20 protein-coding genes are annotated in these 15,181 nt (G+C 30.4%); 15 read left to right on the plus strand and 5 right to left on the minus strand.

Annotated features, from left to right (window positions below):
* Nucleotides 1-106: 106 nt before the first annotated feature.
* Nucleotides 107-1,336 carry a GTPase HflX gene (gene hflX, locus ASC41_RS09365; RefSeq protein ID WP_055436384.1) on the minus strand — a complete coding sequence of 410 codons (1,230 nt, stop codon included), beginning with the start codon at nucleotides 1,334-1,336 and terminating at the stop codon, nucleotides 107-109.
* Between the two features lie 210 nt (nucleotides 1,337-1,546).
* On the opposite strand from hflX, the gene ASC41_RS09370 reads away from it, so the two are divergent.
* Both ASC41_RS09370 and ASC41_RS09375 read left to right on the plus strand, forming a co-directional pair.
* Nucleotides 1,547-2,512, plus strand: a complete 966-nt coding sequence (locus ASC41_RS09370; protein WP_055436385.1) for an endonuclease/exonuclease/phosphatase family protein — start codon at nucleotides 1,547-1,549, stop codon at nucleotides 2,510-2,512.
* Nucleotides 2,513-2,592: 80 nt separating this feature from the next.
* The gene (locus tag ASC41_RS09375) at nucleotides 2,593-3,051 is read left to right on the plus strand and encodes a DUF2383 domain-containing protein (protein ID WP_055436386.1); all 459 of its coding nucleotides are present in this window, start codon (nucleotides 2,593-2,595) and stop codon (nucleotides 3,049-3,051) included.
* On the opposite strand, the gene ASC41_RS16620 is transcribed toward ASC41_RS09375, so the two are convergent.
* Nucleotides 3,044-3,184: a DUF3095 family protein gene (locus ASC41_RS16620; protein ID WP_338034474.1), complete on the minus strand. Its 141-nt coding sequence runs from the start codon at nucleotides 3,182-3,184 to the stop codon at nucleotides 3,044-3,046. The two genes, ASC41_RS09375 and ASC41_RS16620, sit on opposite strands and share 8 nt — an antisense overlap.
* A gap of 244 nt (nucleotides 3,185-3,428) precedes the next feature.
* Between ASC41_RS16620 and ASC41_RS09380 the strand changes: the two genes are divergently transcribed.
* The 9 genes from ASC41_RS09380 (at nucleotide 3,429) to ASC41_RS09410 (ending at nucleotide 9,339) form a co-directional block, all read left to right on the plus strand.
* Nucleotides 3,429-3,995 (plus strand): helix-turn-helix domain-containing protein, encoded by a 567-nt coding sequence (locus ASC41_RS09380; RefSeq protein ID WP_055436387.1) that lies wholly within the window; start codon nucleotides 3,429-3,431, stop codon nucleotides 3,993-3,995.
* 5 nt (nucleotides 3,996-4,000) lie between these two features.
* Complete coding sequence (locus ASC41_RS09385; RefSeq protein ID WP_055436388.1) at nucleotides 4,001-4,447, plus strand: response regulator; 447 nt, start codon at nucleotides 4,001-4,003, stop codon at nucleotides 4,445-4,447.
* A gap of 3 nt (nucleotides 4,448-4,450) precedes the next feature.
* Nucleotides 4,451-6,235: a CHASE3 domain-containing protein gene (locus tag ASC41_RS09390; RefSeq protein WP_055436389.1), complete on the plus strand. Its 1,785-nt coding sequence runs from the start codon at nucleotides 4,451-4,453 to the stop codon at nucleotides 6,233-6,235.
* A gap of 259 nt (nucleotides 6,236-6,494) precedes the next feature.
* Entirely contained in the window at nucleotides 6,495-7,070 is a 576-nt protein-coding gene (locus tag ASC41_RS09395; protein WP_055436390.1) for a hypothetical protein, read from the plus strand.
* Between the two features lie 38 nt (nucleotides 7,071-7,108).
* Entirely contained in the window at nucleotides 7,109-7,261 is a 153-nt protein-coding gene (locus tag ASC41_RS16820; RefSeq protein ID WP_116823882.1) for a lmo0937 family membrane protein, read from the plus strand.
* Between the two features lie 66 nt (nucleotides 7,262-7,327).
* Nucleotides 7,328-7,786 (plus strand): ferritin-like domain-containing protein, encoded by a 459-nt coding sequence (locus tag ASC41_RS09400; protein WP_055436391.1) that lies wholly within the window; start codon nucleotides 7,328-7,330, stop codon nucleotides 7,784-7,786.
* Nucleotides 7,787-7,811: 25 nt separating this feature from the next.
* On the plus strand, nucleotides 7,812-8,024 hold the full coding sequence (locus ASC41_RS09405; protein WP_055436392.1) for a hypothetical protein: 213 nt from the start codon (nucleotides 7,812-7,814) through the stop codon (nucleotides 8,022-8,024).
* A gap of 12 nt (nucleotides 8,025-8,036) precedes the next feature.
* Nucleotides 8,037-8,177, plus strand: coding sequence for a hypothetical protein (locus ASC41_RS16980; RefSeq protein ID WP_169787558.1), 141 nt, complete (start codon nucleotides 8,037-8,039; stop codon nucleotides 8,175-8,177).
* Nucleotides 8,178-8,238: 61 nt separating this feature from the next.
* Nucleotides 8,239-9,339: a DUF748 domain-containing protein gene (locus ASC41_RS09410; protein WP_055436393.1), complete on the plus strand. Its 1,101-nt coding sequence runs from the start codon at nucleotides 8,239-8,241 to the stop codon at nucleotides 9,337-9,339.
* Nucleotides 9,340-9,463: 124 nt separating this feature from the next.
* Here the strand turns inward: ASC41_RS09410 and ASC41_RS09415 are convergent, their stop codons facing one another.
* Entirely contained in the window at nucleotides 9,464-9,799 is a 336-nt protein-coding gene (locus ASC41_RS09415; RefSeq protein ID WP_055436394.1) for a single-stranded DNA-binding protein, read from the minus strand.
* 182 nt (nucleotides 9,800-9,981) lie between these two features.
* Here ASC41_RS09415 and ASC41_RS09420 point away from each other — a divergent pair, with 182 nt between their 5' ends.
* The 4 genes from ASC41_RS09420 (at nucleotide 9,982) to ASC41_RS09435 (ending at nucleotide 12,317) form a co-directional block, all read left to right on the plus strand.
* Nucleotides 9,982-10,650, plus strand: coding sequence for a DUF6624 domain-containing protein (locus tag ASC41_RS09420; protein ID WP_055436395.1), 669 nt, complete (start codon nucleotides 9,982-9,984; stop codon nucleotides 10,648-10,650).
* Between the two features lie 30 nt (nucleotides 10,651-10,680).
* A complete protein-coding gene (locus tag ASC41_RS09425; protein ID WP_055436396.1) occupies nucleotides 10,681-11,232 on the plus strand; it encodes a GNAT family N-acetyltransferase in 552 nt (183 codons plus the stop codon).
* Nucleotides 11,213-11,560: a hypothetical protein gene (locus tag ASC41_RS09430; RefSeq protein ID WP_055436397.1), complete on the plus strand. Its 348-nt coding sequence runs from the start codon at nucleotides 11,213-11,215 to the stop codon at nucleotides 11,558-11,560. The genes ASC41_RS09425 and ASC41_RS09430 overlap by 20 nt, the downstream gene beginning before the upstream one ends.
* Before the next feature lie 67 nt (nucleotides 11,561-11,627).
* Nucleotides 11,628-12,317 (plus strand): hypothetical protein, encoded by a 690-nt coding sequence (locus ASC41_RS09435; RefSeq protein WP_055436398.1) that lies wholly within the window; start codon nucleotides 11,628-11,630, stop codon nucleotides 12,315-12,317.
* Here the strand turns inward: ASC41_RS09435 and ASC41_RS09440 are convergent.
* A complete protein-coding gene (locus ASC41_RS09440; protein ID WP_055436399.1) occupies nucleotides 12,314-12,790 on the minus strand; it encodes a CBS domain-containing protein in 477 nt (158 codons plus the stop codon). The genes ASC41_RS09435 and ASC41_RS09440 overlap by 4 nt on opposite strands.
* Nucleotides 12,791-13,004: 214 nt before the next feature.
* Entirely contained in the window at nucleotides 13,005-15,098 is a 2,094-nt protein-coding gene (locus tag ASC41_RS09445; protein WP_055436400.1) for a M13 family metallopeptidase, read from the minus strand.
* Between the last annotated feature and the right edge of the window lie 83 nt (nucleotides 15,099-15,181).

Here is a 15,181-nt window from a genome sequence, read left to right on the forward strand (position 1 = left end):
TTTTTTTATTGCGTTAAGGATAGCAGCGGCATCCTTTTTTTGCTGCCATATATGGCAAAAAAAGATATAGCGTATAGCCTGACCTTTAGGTAACGCCCAAATTATTCTATTCTTCTTCTCCCATATTTTCGTAATCGTAATCTGGATACAGAAAATGATTATATGGAAAACGAGTGACGTGGATATCTCTAACCTCATCGTAAACACGTTTTTTAAAGTCTTCTAAATTCTTTTTATTTAATGCAGATATAAATAGTGCGTTGTTTTCTCCTACTCTACTCATCCACGTTTTTTTCCATTCGGCAAGACTGTAGTGTTCTTCGGTACGCTCTGCAATTAAATCGGTTTCATCAAACGGTTTTGCTTCGTAGGCATCAATTTTGTTAAACACCATAATTACTGGCTTGTCTCCACTTTTAATTTCGCCTAAAACCTTCTCTACAGAGGCAATATGGTCTTCGAAATTAGGGTGCGAAATATCTACTACGTGAAGTAATAAATCTGCCTCACGAACCTCGTCTAGTGTACTTTTAAAACTGTCTACTAACTGCGTTGGTAGTTTACGTATAAACCCAACGGTATCACTTAATAAAAATGGTAGGTTTTGGATTACTACTTTTCTAACCGTTGTGTCTAAGGTTGCAAATAACTTGTTCTCTGCAAATACTTGACTTTTACTAACGGTGTTCATTAAAGTAGATTTCCCAACGTTTGTATAACCCACTAAAGCGACACGTACCATTTTACCACGATTACCACGTTGCACAGACATTTGCTTGTCTATAACCTTAATTTTATCTTTTAATAACGAGATTCTGTCTCTTACAATACGTCTATCTGTTTCAATTTCGGTTTCTCCAGGTCCACGCATTCCAATTCCACCTTTTTGGCGTTCAAGGTGTGTCCACATTCCTTTTAATCTCGGTAGTAAGTATTCACATTGTGCCAATTCTACTTGTGTTCTTGCATAACTTGTTTGCGCTCGTTGTGCAAAAATATCGAGAATAAGGTTTGTTCTGTCTAATACTTTACATTCTAGAATTTTACTAATGTTACGTTCTTGAGAGGCCGAAAGCTCATCGTCAAAAATAGCAGTACCAATTTTATTATCGTGAATGTATTGGCGCACTTCGTCCATTTTCCCTGTACCTATATAGGTTTTAGGATTAGGCTGCTCCATTTTTTGGGTGAATCGTTTTTTAACTTCTCCACCTGCTGTGAAGGTTAAAAATTCTAATTCGTCTAAGTATTCTTTGGATTTAACTTCGTTTTGTTGTTTTGTAACTACACCAATTAGCACAGCACTTTCTAAGTCAATATCTTTTTTTTCTAGCATAAGTACAAAGTTATAGCATTTCTACTTTTAAAACATCATAAAATAAAATGATGATTTCTTTCTTTTTACAAAGTATAAAAATAAAGGTTAGCAATGGTTATAGTTTCTTTTTATGTTGAAGTAAAAATAACAAAAAGGTGTTTTATTATGGGTATTAAAAATTGAAAGCAGATAAAATTTGCTATTTTTAGCGCAATTAAAATATAAGATTTGAAACTAAACTTCTTTAAGTCCAAAGAAACAAGACACACTATCGCTTTTTACAATATTGAAAACCTTTTTGATGTTTATGATGATGAAATAACACGCGATAACGATATGCATCCTACAGCCGAAAAACGCTGGAGTATTAAACGCTATAAAAACAAATTACGCAAAATAGGTTATGCCATCTCTAATATTGGTGAAGAAGATGTAAATAGGCATCCTGCAATTGTTGGTTTAGCCGAAGTTGAAAATGAAGCTGTTTTAAAAGATTTAGTATCCTCTAAATATTTAAACGATTTAAATTATAAATTTTTGCATTACAATTCTCCAGACGAACGCGGAATTGATGTCGCTTTTTTATATGACGAAACTGTTTTTAAAATTGCTTATTCTAAAACTTTCACGGTAGATTTATTGGATGATGATGGAGAGGTAGACCATACAAGAGATCTTTTATTAGTAAGCGGACTTTTTGAAGGTTTAGAACTACACATTATAGTTAACCATTGGCCATCTAGACGAACTGGAGATGTAGCTACGGAGCACAAACGCATGAAAGCTTCTAAAAAAGTTACAGAGGTTATTAGTATGCTAAAAGAAAAAAATCCTGAAGCAAAAATTGTGGTTATGGGAGATTTTAATGATGACCCAGAAAGCAACAGTCTTAAAGCTTTAGAGGCTAGCCATGGTTTATTTAACCCGATGCGTACATTATTATCTAATGATCGCGGTACAACTAGTTTTAACCACAGTTGGAATTTGTTTGATCAGTTTTTAATTACTCATAATTTTTTTGAACGTAAAAAAAATGCGCTTCGTTTTGTTGAAGCTAATATTTTTGATGCCGATTTTTTAAAAGAAGCTGAAGGAAAATACAAAGGAACACCATACAGAACTTATGTTGGAAAACATTATAAAGGTGGTTATAGCGATCATTTTCCGGTGTATATGGTTATTAGCAAGAAGTAAATTATGTAACAATAGATAAAAATGTTGTAAAACAATTATTACACTGTTAGCATAACTTTGCTAAAAACTAATGGTGTACTATGAGAAATGTTATAAAATACGAGGTTGGTAGTAATGCTATGGAGCATTTAATTGAAGTTATTAATGATGTAGAATTATCTTATACCTACTTAAAATCTAAAACGAAAAACAAGGCTGTTAAATCTTGGATTGAAGACAAATTAAATTACACTACAGTTTTTAAAACAAGTGCTTTAAACATTTTAAATTCTTTAAAAATAAAGCACAAAAAGCAGTCTAACTTATTACTAAATCTTAGGTTTTATTGGTTTAATATAAAACGATTATTCTATAAAAATGAAGAACAAGCTATTATTGACGAATGCATAAAGCTTGATGCTTATTTTTTAAATGAAGTTAATAAAGAAATTAAATCTGGAATATTATCTAAACCGTGTTACAAACTGATTAATAGTTTAAAAATAAATCTTTTAAACACAAAGCAAGCGTTCTACTTTTCGAACTTAAGCATTAGCTAAACTTTAAATCCCTAGCCTTTTCCTTTAACATAATAGCAGCACTAGTGTAACCTCCCTCTGTGCCATCTACAAAATGGATGTGCTTTTCTTCTCTATCTTCAAAATAACAAGACATTATAGAGGCATCTAACATAATTGTGCAGGACAATTGACTTACCTTAAAAGTATAAGACTTTCCTGCTTTAAACAGTTTATGCTAAAGGCAGATTGTTTTTGGAAATATCCTTGTGAAAATTTAAGTCCTCTTCCATACAAACACAAATAAATATACTGTTTCTAACACAGCAAAAATTACCAATATTGTAATTGAAAACTAATTTTACTATATTTAATTTTCTACCGTGCATTATCTTTAATTTTGTAACTAAATATATTCTATGACATTGTTTTTTAAATTCGATTTTAATGCCATTTGCCAAATAGTTTTAGAGCAAACACTTAATGATAATGATATTAAATTTAAGACTGTTGGTTTTGGAGAAATAGAACTTTTAGATAAGATAAATAAAGACCAACAAGATAATCTTGAAAAGGCTTTAAATAAATATCATATTGAAGTTGTTGAAAACCAAAAAAGCATTTTAGTCCAAAAAATTAAAGACACTATTAACGACATGGTTTTTAATGAAGAGACAACTGTTAATGTTAAAAGCTCAGTTTATTTATCGGAAACTCTAGAACACAGTTACGGCTACTTATCCAATTTGTTTTCTGAAGTAACTTATACCTCTATAGAAAACTTTATAATTCTTCAAAAGATAGAATTTGCAAAACAATTAATTATAAAACAAGATTTAAGTTTAACCGAAATTGCATTTAGGCTAAATTACTCTAGCGTAGCGCATTTAAGTACACAATTTAAAAACACAACAGGCATTACACCTTCTGCTTTTCAACGAATTATTTCTAAAAGAAGAGCATTTAACCAAGAAAACAACAATTAGAGTTCATGCAAGAAGATTACATAAATATAATTTTAGCAGATGATGATGAGGATGATAGATTATTCTTTACAGATGCATTCGAAGAAATAAAAATTACCACTAGAGTAAAAACATTTAACGACGGTGTTTACTTAATGGACTATTTAAATACTGATGGTATACAATTACCAAATGTTTTGTTTCTAGATTTAAACATGCCTAGAAAATCTGGATTAGAATGTTTAAGAGAAATTAAACAAAACGAAAAATTTAATGATATTGCTATTGCCATTTATTCAACATCTGCATCGGAAGAAGATATTGAGAAAACATTTATAAAAGGCGCAAACATTTATATAAAAAAGCCAAGCGACTTTAAAACTTTAAAGAAAGTACTATCAGAAGTTGTTACTATTAATTGGCAATATCACACCAATAGTATGAATAAAGAAAACTTTTTGTTACGCTTTTAATTTATGATAAAAACACTCTCAAATAACATCTCTTTTTTAAGAACAATGCTCTACCTAAGTGCATTTGTTATACTTGTTGTTGGCGCTTTAACCTATAGAAGTATTACAGAGGTTACTAAATCTTCGGAAATGGTAACACATACTTACAAAGTTAATGTTGAGCTTGAGCAAATACTATCTAACCTTAAAGATGCAGAAACTGGACAACGTGGTTTTATAATAACTAGAGATTCCGTTTTTTTAGATTCATACACTTCTGGAAGAAGCAAAATAAATAATAGCTTTGCCGAGTTAAAAGTTTTAACTAGAAATGACACACTGTTAAACACAAATTTAATTGCATTAAATGGTTTAATAAATAAGCGTTTAATTGCATTTCAAACCTCTTATAGTTCTTTACCCAAAGACGATATAGACGATCCTGCTTTTATCTCAAACTTTAGAGATGGAAAATATTTAATGGATAGTATTAGTGTAAAAATTAAAAGCATTGTATCCCTACAAAACAACATATTAGAAACGCGTAAAAACGAATATGAAAATGATTTAATGGCTACACCATTGTTACTCTTTTCATTATTACTTTGCTCTTTAGTTTTAATGTATGTGGCCTACAATAATATCTATAAAAACATTAAAAAACTAAAAGCGACAAACGAAGCTTTAGAAATTTTTAAAGAATCTACAAACCAGTCCGAAATTGTAAGTAAACATGGTAGCTGGACCTGGAATGTTAAAGACAATGTATTTACTTTTTCCGACAATTTATACAGACTCGTTGGAGAACAACCACAATCTTTTAAACCAACAATAGAGAATTTTCTAAACTATGTTCATCCAGAAGATGTAGAGCAGCTTAGTAAGCAAACAGAACAAATGAAGGAAAACGTAGAGTTACCTTATATCTATTATAGAGTGGTCCACAAGAATGGAAACATTAAACACTTAAAAGCATATGGAAAATCTTTAATTAACGAAGAAAATGATACCGTGTTATTAGGTACGACTGCAGACATTACCGATGAGATAATGAGTTTTAGAGCGCTAGAAGAGCGTAATATGGAGCTTGAAAGAAACAATAAAGAGTTATCCTCGTTTAACTATGTTGCCAGTCACGATTTACAAGAACCACTTAGAAAAATTCAAACATTTTTATCAAGACTTGAAGATGAAGAGGCCGAAAATCTTTCTAGCAAAGGCACCAAATACATAGATAGGATTCAAAATGCAGCTACTAGAATGCGTTTATTAATAGACGATTTACTTCAGTTTTCTAGATCTAATAAAGCAGATAAAGTAATTGAAGAGTCTAACATCAACCTTTTACTAGAGGCTGCAAAGCAAGATTTAGCCGAAGTTATCTCAGCTGAGAATGCCGAAATAACATCGGATACCTTCCCAACTATTAAGGTTATACCTTTTCAAATTCAGCAATTGTTTATTAACCTATTAGGTAATGCTATAAAATATAAAGCGGAAGGCAAAACACCTAAAATAGTAATAAAACATAAAGTTGTTGATGCCGAAGATGAAGAAAATATTGTTAAGCCTAAAAAGGCGTTTTACCATAAAATAACATTTACAGACAATGGTATTGGTTTTGAAGAACAATATGCCGAACAAATTTTCACTCTCTTTAGCAGACTTCACAATAAAGATGAATATTCTGGAACAGGAATAGGATTATCTATTTGCAAAAAAATAGTAGAAAACCATAGTGGATACATAACTGCATCTGGGCAACCTGGAAAAGGCGCAGTATTTACAGTTTACCTTCCTATAGACTAATACTACAACACTCTTAAATAATAAAAACCTTACTAACAGTAAGGTTTTTTTATGCTCTATTCTAAGCTAATATTGGAATTTTATAAGCTTAACTTAAAATTATGTAACATAAAAAGTGCTGTTATGTAAGACCTTTGCTGTGTAATTAATACAGAAAAAAATAACAAAACTGATAATTCTGTAAACAATACAAAAAATGATGTAACATAAAAAGTTGAATACGGTTGCATCTTTGTAATATCAAAATAACAAAGGAAAAATGAAATTTTTTACAAACAGACGATTAACCGTTTTATTCTTCTTTATAGTAATAATGATTGGATTAAGTTTTAATTCATGCCAAGAATTAATAAAAAATAAAAGTTTAGAAAACAAGAAAACAGAAGCAACAAAGCAAGAGGTTAAAACCAATCAAAATGAAGCTAAATTATTAGTAATGCTATCTAAAGACAATCAAGATGTCATTCAATTAAGTAAATCATTACAAAAAATAGTCGAAAAAGACACTGTTTTTAAACTAGCTAAAAAAATAGAAAAAGCGCATTTAGAAATTGCTAAAGAATTTAATACTGTAGCAACAAACAAGTTAATAACGATACCTAATCATTCCGAATTAATAATAGAAGAAATAACAGACATTAATCGAGAAGCAAAATTAAATGCTTTAAACGATTTAAAATCTAAAATTAAAAATCAGCTATACTTATTAAATAAGTTAGATGAGACAACAAATAGCAAAGAGTTTAAACAGCTAATTGTAAAGGCAGACACTAAAATTAATGAAAGCCTTAACAAAACAAAAAATATAATTAGCAATTTAAAATCCAATAGCTAAATATTAAAACAATTACTAACAACTAAAAAACAAACACCATGAGAGGACTACTTTATATTATAGCAGTAATACTTGTAATAGGTTGGGCATTAGGATTTTTTGTCTACAGTGCAAGTGGATTAATACATATACTATTAGTAATTGCAGTAATTGCAATTTTACTAAGATTAATAGGTGGAAAAGGCGTTTAATGTTAACAGTTAAATAAATTTTACACTTACAATAAAATCACATATTAACATTTAAAATCAAGCAACATGAAAACGACAGAAAATAATCAAAACTTAGTAAACTCATTACAAGATTTACTTCAAAAAAATTATGACGCAGAAGCTGGATATAAACAAGTGATGCAAAAAGCACAAAGCGAACCATTAAAAAACTGGTTACAACAAAAAGCCTTACAGCGTAACACTTTTGCTACAGAATTAGATTTTCAAATTAGAAAACATAATGCAGAACCTAAAGCTTCTGGAACTTTAAAAGGTGACTTACATAGAGGGTGGATTAACGTAAAATCTACATTAACAACTAATACAGATGAAGCTTTAATGGAAGAGTGTATTAGAGGAGAAAAAGAAAGCGTTAAAGAATACGAAGAGCAGTTAGGAAACTTTAATCCAAACACAGAGATTAAAACAATTATTCAGTCTCAATTAACAACTGTAAAATCTGCTTTAAATACCGTTAAGAAACTAGAAGACATTATAGATTAATAATAAAATATTAAAAAAAACAGCTATGAAAAAGATAATATTTACAGTGCTTACACTTACCTTATTAACAACTTCTTTTATGTCTTGTAGAGAACAAACAGAAAAAGAAGAAGTAATACAGGAGATGAAAGACGAAGGTGCAGAAGTGAAAATTAAAGACGATAAAATCAAAATGGAAACCGAAGACAAAAAGGTTAAAATTACTGATGACGAAATAAAAACCAAAGAAAAATCTTAAAACCATAATACCATGAAAAAATTAGCATATACATTTTTAGTTGTATTTTGTTTTGCAATTACGCTTACAGGATGCAGAGAAGAATCAACAGGAGATAAAGTAGAGGATGCAGTAGAAGATGTTGCAGACGATATTGAAGATGCAGTAGACTAAATACTACGCAACTTTTATAAAAAGGCTCACATTTGTGAGCCTTTTTAATACTATAAATATTATGAAATCACAAAACAAACCTAAAAGAGGACTTAAAAAGAAAAGGTACATTATACCAGTAACCTTAATACTTATTTTAATAGCGCTAAGACTATATTTACCTATTATAGTAAAAGACAATGTAAATAAAGTGTTGGCTGAAATTCCTGGCTATTACGGCCAAATAGAAGACATACATATTTCCTTAATACGAGGAGCCTATGTAATAAATGGTATGTATTTAAATAAAGTAAATGCAAAAACGCAAATCCCTTTTTTAAAATTCCCGAAAACAGATATTTCTATAGAATGGAAATCACTCCTTAGCGGTAATATTGTTAGTGAAATAATAATGTATAACCCAGAAATAATTTATGTTAAAGAAGATCAATCCATAGCTGCTAAAGAACCAGATGTAAACGACTGGACTAAGGCCTTAACAGATTTGGTTCCAATAGACATTAACCACCTTACCATAAACAATGGTAAACTTGCCTATGTGGAATTAAATACAGATCCTAATATAGATTTACAGTTCAACACGCTTTATCTTAAAGCAGATAATCTAAGAAATGTAAAGGAGAATGAACGTGTATTACCTTCTCCAATAACGGCAACTGCAATTTCTATAGGAGGAGGTGAAGTAAAATTAAATGGAAACTTAAATATTATTAAAGAAATACCAGATATGGATGTGTCATTTTCATTAGAAAATGCAGATATAAAAGCATTAAACCCATTTACTAGGCATTATAGTGGTATTGATTTTGAAGAAGGACAATTTGGCTTGTATAGCGAAATTGCTATAGCCGATGGTTATTTTAAAGGTTACATGAAACCACTATTAAAAAACTCTAAATTAATAGGTAAAGACGATGGTGTATTAGGTGTTATTTGGGAAGGGTTTGTTGGGTTTTTTAAATTCGTTTTAAAAAACCAAAGCACAGATACTATCGCAACTAAAATACCTATGGAAGGTGATTTAAATAATATTAAATCAGGCATTTTACCTACCATTGGTGGTATTTTTAAAAATGCTTGGATTAGCGCATTTAAAGGAGAAATTGATGATGAAATAGAATATAAAGATGCGTTTATTGATGAAGATTTATCGCGTAAATAAAAAAGAAAACTTAGAAAACAAGAGGAAGAAAAAGAGAAACAAGCAGATTAGAATAATGATGATGCAAATTAAAAAAGGAGGCTATTTAGCCTCCTTTTTCTTTTACTTATAATTAAAGATTATACTACTTGCCTCCTAACATTAATAACTCGCTACATACAACCTCGGTTGTATAGCGTTTTAATCCATCTTTATCTTCCCAAGAACGTGTTGTTAATTTTCCATCTATAGCAATTTCCTTTCCTTTTACAACATACTTCTCGATAACATCAGCTGTTTTTCCCCAAGCAACAACTTGGTGCCATTGTGTATCTGTAATTTTTTCGCCTTGTGCGTTTTTATAACTCTCGTTTGTAGCCAGTGTAAACCTTGCTAATTTTTTTCCTGATTCTAAATTAATAATTTCTGGATCTTGACCTAAGTTTCCAATTAATTGTACTTTGTTTCTTAACGTATTCATAAGATAAGTTTTTTATTATGCTAAATTTCATTAGTTCAATTCAACACTGCAAAGATGCTACAGCTGCCAAACGTTAAACGGTATTTACGCATTTAATGTCGGTTGTAAACGTTTGTTGTCGTTTGTAAATGAATAAGTTGTATCTTCATCTTAATAAAAAACGAGTATAATTAAAAAGAACCATGAATAAAACTTTATTAATATTAATCTTTTTAACCATGCTATTAAGTTGTAAAAAAGAATTAATAACAGCGTATGAAAAAAAAGAAATTATCACGGAATTAAATGCAATCAATACAGCTGATCAAAAATACGCAGGAATTCCTCCACAAGAATTAAAAGATAAATATGGTCATGAAAAAGCTTGGGATATATTTAAAAAACAACGAGATAGTATTGGAATCATAAATCAAAAAAAGATTAAAAATCTGTATAAAAAATACGGTTATTTAGGTTACAACGAAGTTGGAAAAAAAGGATCACAAGATTTTTGGATATCCATTCAACATGCTGATAATGATATTGAGTTTCAACAACAAATACTTATTGAATTGAGAAATCAAATTTCTAAAAACAATGCGAGCAAAGTTGAATATGCTATGCTTGAAGATAGAGTAAATGTGAACTTAAATAAAAAACAAAGATTTGGGACTCAACTAACTTATAATAAATTTGGACAAGCAATACCAAAAAATGGATTAATTGATACTCTCAATATTGAACAATTAAGAAAAGAGTATAATCTACCAACTTTTCGAGAATATTATAATAGGATGACTACAAATCATTTCGAAATGAATAAACAAAACATGATGGAAAGAGGAATAACAGAACCTAAATTATATAAATAAAAAACAATTACAATTCAAGAAGAAACAAGAATGACATTTAATATAGAAACCGAACGCCTCCTACTTCGAGACATAAGACTTGAAGATTTAGATGGCATGTTTGCCTTAGACTCTAACCCAAATGTACATAAATATTTAGGTAACAAACCAATTAAAACGATTGCTGAAGCTGAAAAGAACATCCATAAAATTTTACAACAATACAAAACACTTGGTATTGGTAGATTTGCTGTTATCGAAAAAGCATCAAATCAATTTATTGGTTGGTCTGGTTTAAAATTTAATACGGGAGAAAAAGAATCTTTAGGCGATAAAAGAGATTTTTACGATGTTGGTTACAGACTTATAGAGCACTTTTGGAATAAAGGTTACGCAAGAGAATCGGCAATAGCATCTTTAAATTTTGGCTTTCAAGAATTAAAGTTAGACGTAATTGTTGGCGCAGCCGAAACCGGAAATATAGCCTCTAACAAAATTCTAAAAAAAATAGGCTTACACTATAAAGAGCAATTTCCTTTTGAGAATGAAATGATTAATTGGTACGAATTAAAAAAAGAAGAGTATGCAAAAACAATGTCCTGAATGTGGCGATAAAATTGTTGGTAGAATTGATAAAAAATTCTGTAGTGATGGTTGTAGAAATGCACATAACAATAAAGTAAATAAAGATGGTAAAAACCTAATACGCAACATTAATAATCGATTACGTAAAAATTGGCGCATTTTAGAAAGTTTAAATCCAGAACAAAAAACAAAGACTTCTAAAACAAAATTGGAAGCCAAAGGTTTCGATTTTAACTACTTTACAAGCACTTACACTACCAAAGCAGGCACAATCTATTACTTTGTCTACGATCAAGGTTATTTGCCGTTAGAAGGCGATTTTTATGCTTTGGTGAAACGACAATAATAAAAGCGTAACATTTTATTGAGATATGCTACTTATAAGCGCAACCAATTAAACTTTCATTTTAAAAATGACAACTCCATTAATTATAACTCTTGTTATTTGTGCAATCGCATTAATAGCGTTTTTAATTTATTATTTTCTTCCAAAAACAATTATTCTAAGACGATTAAAAAAATTACCTTTTAGTAAAATAGGCAGTTTACAAAATCATAAATACTCTAAAATTGAAGGAAAAGCACTAAACGTAAAAGAGCCTTTAATAGCACCTTTAAGTAAAAGAAAGTGTGTCTACTATAAAATTATAATAGAGCAAGAAAAAGGTGATAGCGAAAACTCACATTGGAAAATATTACTTAAACAAGAAGAGATTCAAGATTTTTTTATTGAACAATCAGGAGAACGTATTGTTATTTTTCCAACTAAAGTTCCAAAAAATTATTATGACTTCATTGTTACAGATAAAAAAACTAATTCTGGTTCTTTTAATGATCCTACGCCAGAATTTAAAGCACTTTTAAGCAAATACAATGTAGAAAGTGAAGGCTTCTTTGGCTTTAACAAACAACTACGTTATTACGAATCTATTATTGAAGTAGGCGAACACATTACTGTAGCTGGCTTTGTAAAATGGGTAGCATTAGAAAACCCAATTGCAGATTACAATTACTCTAGAGTAGCTTCTTTAGTTTCTAAAAACAAAACTAAAATACTAATTACAGACAGTCCAAAGGCTTTAAAACCAAAAAGACAACGTTAAGGTTTCCAATTTTGCTGCTTTAATTGCATTGCAGCTTTTAAAATGTCTTTCTGACTTATTTGCCCAACCAGTTTCCCTTCTTCTACTATAGGAAAACGACGTCTTTTAGACTCTAAAAACTGTTTAGCAGCATCAAAAACATTAAGGTTACCATCTATAGTTTCAACATTAGTAGCCATATGTTTTTCTATAGAATTATTTTCCATTGGCATATTATAATATTGGCTATCGCTTATTTGTTTGATACAATCACCTTCAGAAATAATACCAATTAATTCATTTTTATCGTTAACAACTGGTCCTCCAGAAATTTTATGTTTTATCAATATATTCACAACATCTTCAATTGATTGTTCTGCTTTAAATGTTATTAAATCTTTGGTCATAAAATCGCTAACTTTAAAATCGGCTTGATTTATACTGTTCTTTTGTTGTGTTTCTTTTCTTGCGCCTTGAAAACTTTTTATTCCCATGTTTTTATTTTTTTTATTATTAATCAACTGACTTAAAGTTACTCATTTTAAGACACTTATCCTAAATCATTAACATACACACTAAATTAATGCTTTAATATCAGTTGATTAAGCATTCTAAAAATGTTAAAAAGCAATTGCATTTTAAAATAAAATTAAACGTAAAAAAGCCTCGTAATACACGAGGCTTTTAAATCTTATCTAATAAATACTACTACCAGATTCTTACACGATCTTCTGGAGCAATGTACATTTTATCACCTTCTTTTATACCGAATGCTTCGTAAAACGAATCAACATTTAAAAGTGGTTGTACAGCTCTGTTCATTCCTGGAGAATGTGGATCTGTTTTAATTTTAGTTTTTAAAGCATCATCACGCATTTTAGTTCTCCAAACAGTTGCCCAACTCATAAAGAAACGCTGTTCAGCAGTAAAACCATCTATATCCTCTGGTCTTTCACCTTCACCATAACTTAATTGTAAAGCATCGTAAGCTGCTAATACACCACCTAAATCTCCAATGTTTTCACCTAAAGTAAATTTACCATTAATGTTAACCTCTGGTAAAACTTCGATAGCACTGTATTGCGCGGCAAGGTCTGCACCTAAACCTTCAAACTTTGTTAAATCTTCTTTTGTCCACCAATCATTTAAGTTTCCATCTTTATCGTAACGTGATCCAGAATCATCAAAACTATGAGAAATTTCATGACCAATAACGGCTCCTATCCCACCATAATTAACAGCGTCGTCTGCTGTATAATTATAAAAAGGAGGTTGTAAAATAGCTGCTGGAAAAACAATTTCGTTATACGAAGGATTAAAGTAAGCGTTTACAACTTGTGGTGCCATGTACCATTCGCTTTTATCTACAGGCTTACCTAATTTATCGATATCCTTTTTAAAGTTCCATGCTTGTGCATTTAAAGAGTTTTGAAGGTATGAACCTCCATTTTCTGTACTTGCGATATCTAAAGAAGAATAGTCTTTCCACTTATCTGGGTAAGCAATTTTAATTTGTGTTGCTTTAAGTTTTTCGATGGCCTTTACTTTTGTTTCTGGGCTCATCCACTCCAAATTATTGATTCTGTTTTCGAATGCTAAAATTACATTCTTAATCATTTTTTCGGCCTTAGCTTTTGCTTCTGGTGGGAATTTTCTATCTACATATAATTTACCTAAAGCTTCTCCTAATGTTCCATTTAAACTTCCCAAAGCACGCTCATCTAAAGCACGTTGTTTTTTAGCTCCATTTAAAGTTTTACCATAGAATTCCCAGTTTGCTTTATCTAATTCTGTAGATAAACTACCTGCTGCGCTATTAAAGGTAGACCATCTTAAATACGTTTTCCAATCTTCTACATTACCTTCAGCTAAAATTTCTTGTAAGCGATTAAAGTAACCTAAGTCTCCAACAATTACAGTATCTAATTCTGTTGCTCCAATACCATCAAAATAGTTTTTCCAATTTACGGCTGGCACCATTTTTTGTAAGTCTGCAATAGATCTTGGATTGTAACGTTTACGTGCATCACGTCTCTCTACCTTATCCATTTTCGCTTCAGCAATACGTGTTTCGAAAGCTAAAATTCTTTCTGCTTGTGCTTTTGCCTCAGCTTCAGTATCACCTAAATATTGTAGCATTCTAGCAACGTGCTCTACATATTTTGCTCTTTTCTCTTTAGAATCTGCATCATCTTTTACATAATAATCTCTATCTGGTAAACCAGTACTTCCTCCTCCAACATAAGCAACATTTCTATTACTATCTTTAGGATCACTACCTACACCAAAACCGTATAAACCTCCACCACCTATAGGCTCCATCTCTATCATGTAAGACTGTAAATCTTCGTTAGTTTTAATAGCCTCAATTTTAGCTAAGTAAGGCTTTAAAGGTTTTAGTCCTTGTTTGTTTCTACCTAAAGTATCCATTATTGTTTGAAAATAATGCACCGCTTTTTCTTGATCCGAACCAGGAAGCACTTCTATAGTTTCAAGGTCTTTGTCTGTATTCATAGCTGCTTTTAAAATAGCTAAAGCATCTTCATCTGTGTTTTTTCTAAGTTCTGAAAAACTTCCCCAAGTAGACCTATCGTCTGGAATCTCGTTAGTTTCTAACCATTTTCCATTTACGTATTTAAAGAAATCTTCGCTAGGCTTTACATTGGTGTCCATTAAATCCAAATTAATCCCAGGTGTTTCCACTAGTTGAACCACATCTTCTTTAGGTTCTTCTTTACATGCTACAATACTTGATAAAGCAAGCACACCAAGCAATGATACTGTTTTAAAGTTAGTTTTCATTTTATTAAAATTCTTAAGTTGATTATAAGCATCTAATTTACACAGATATTTTTATGTAACCTTTTCATTTAACATAAAAAAAA

This window comes from Lacinutrix algicola (assembly GCF_001418085.1).
GTDB classification, from domain to species: Bacteria; Bacteroidota; Bacteroidia; order Flavobacteriales; family Flavobacteriaceae; genus Lacinutrix; species Lacinutrix algicola.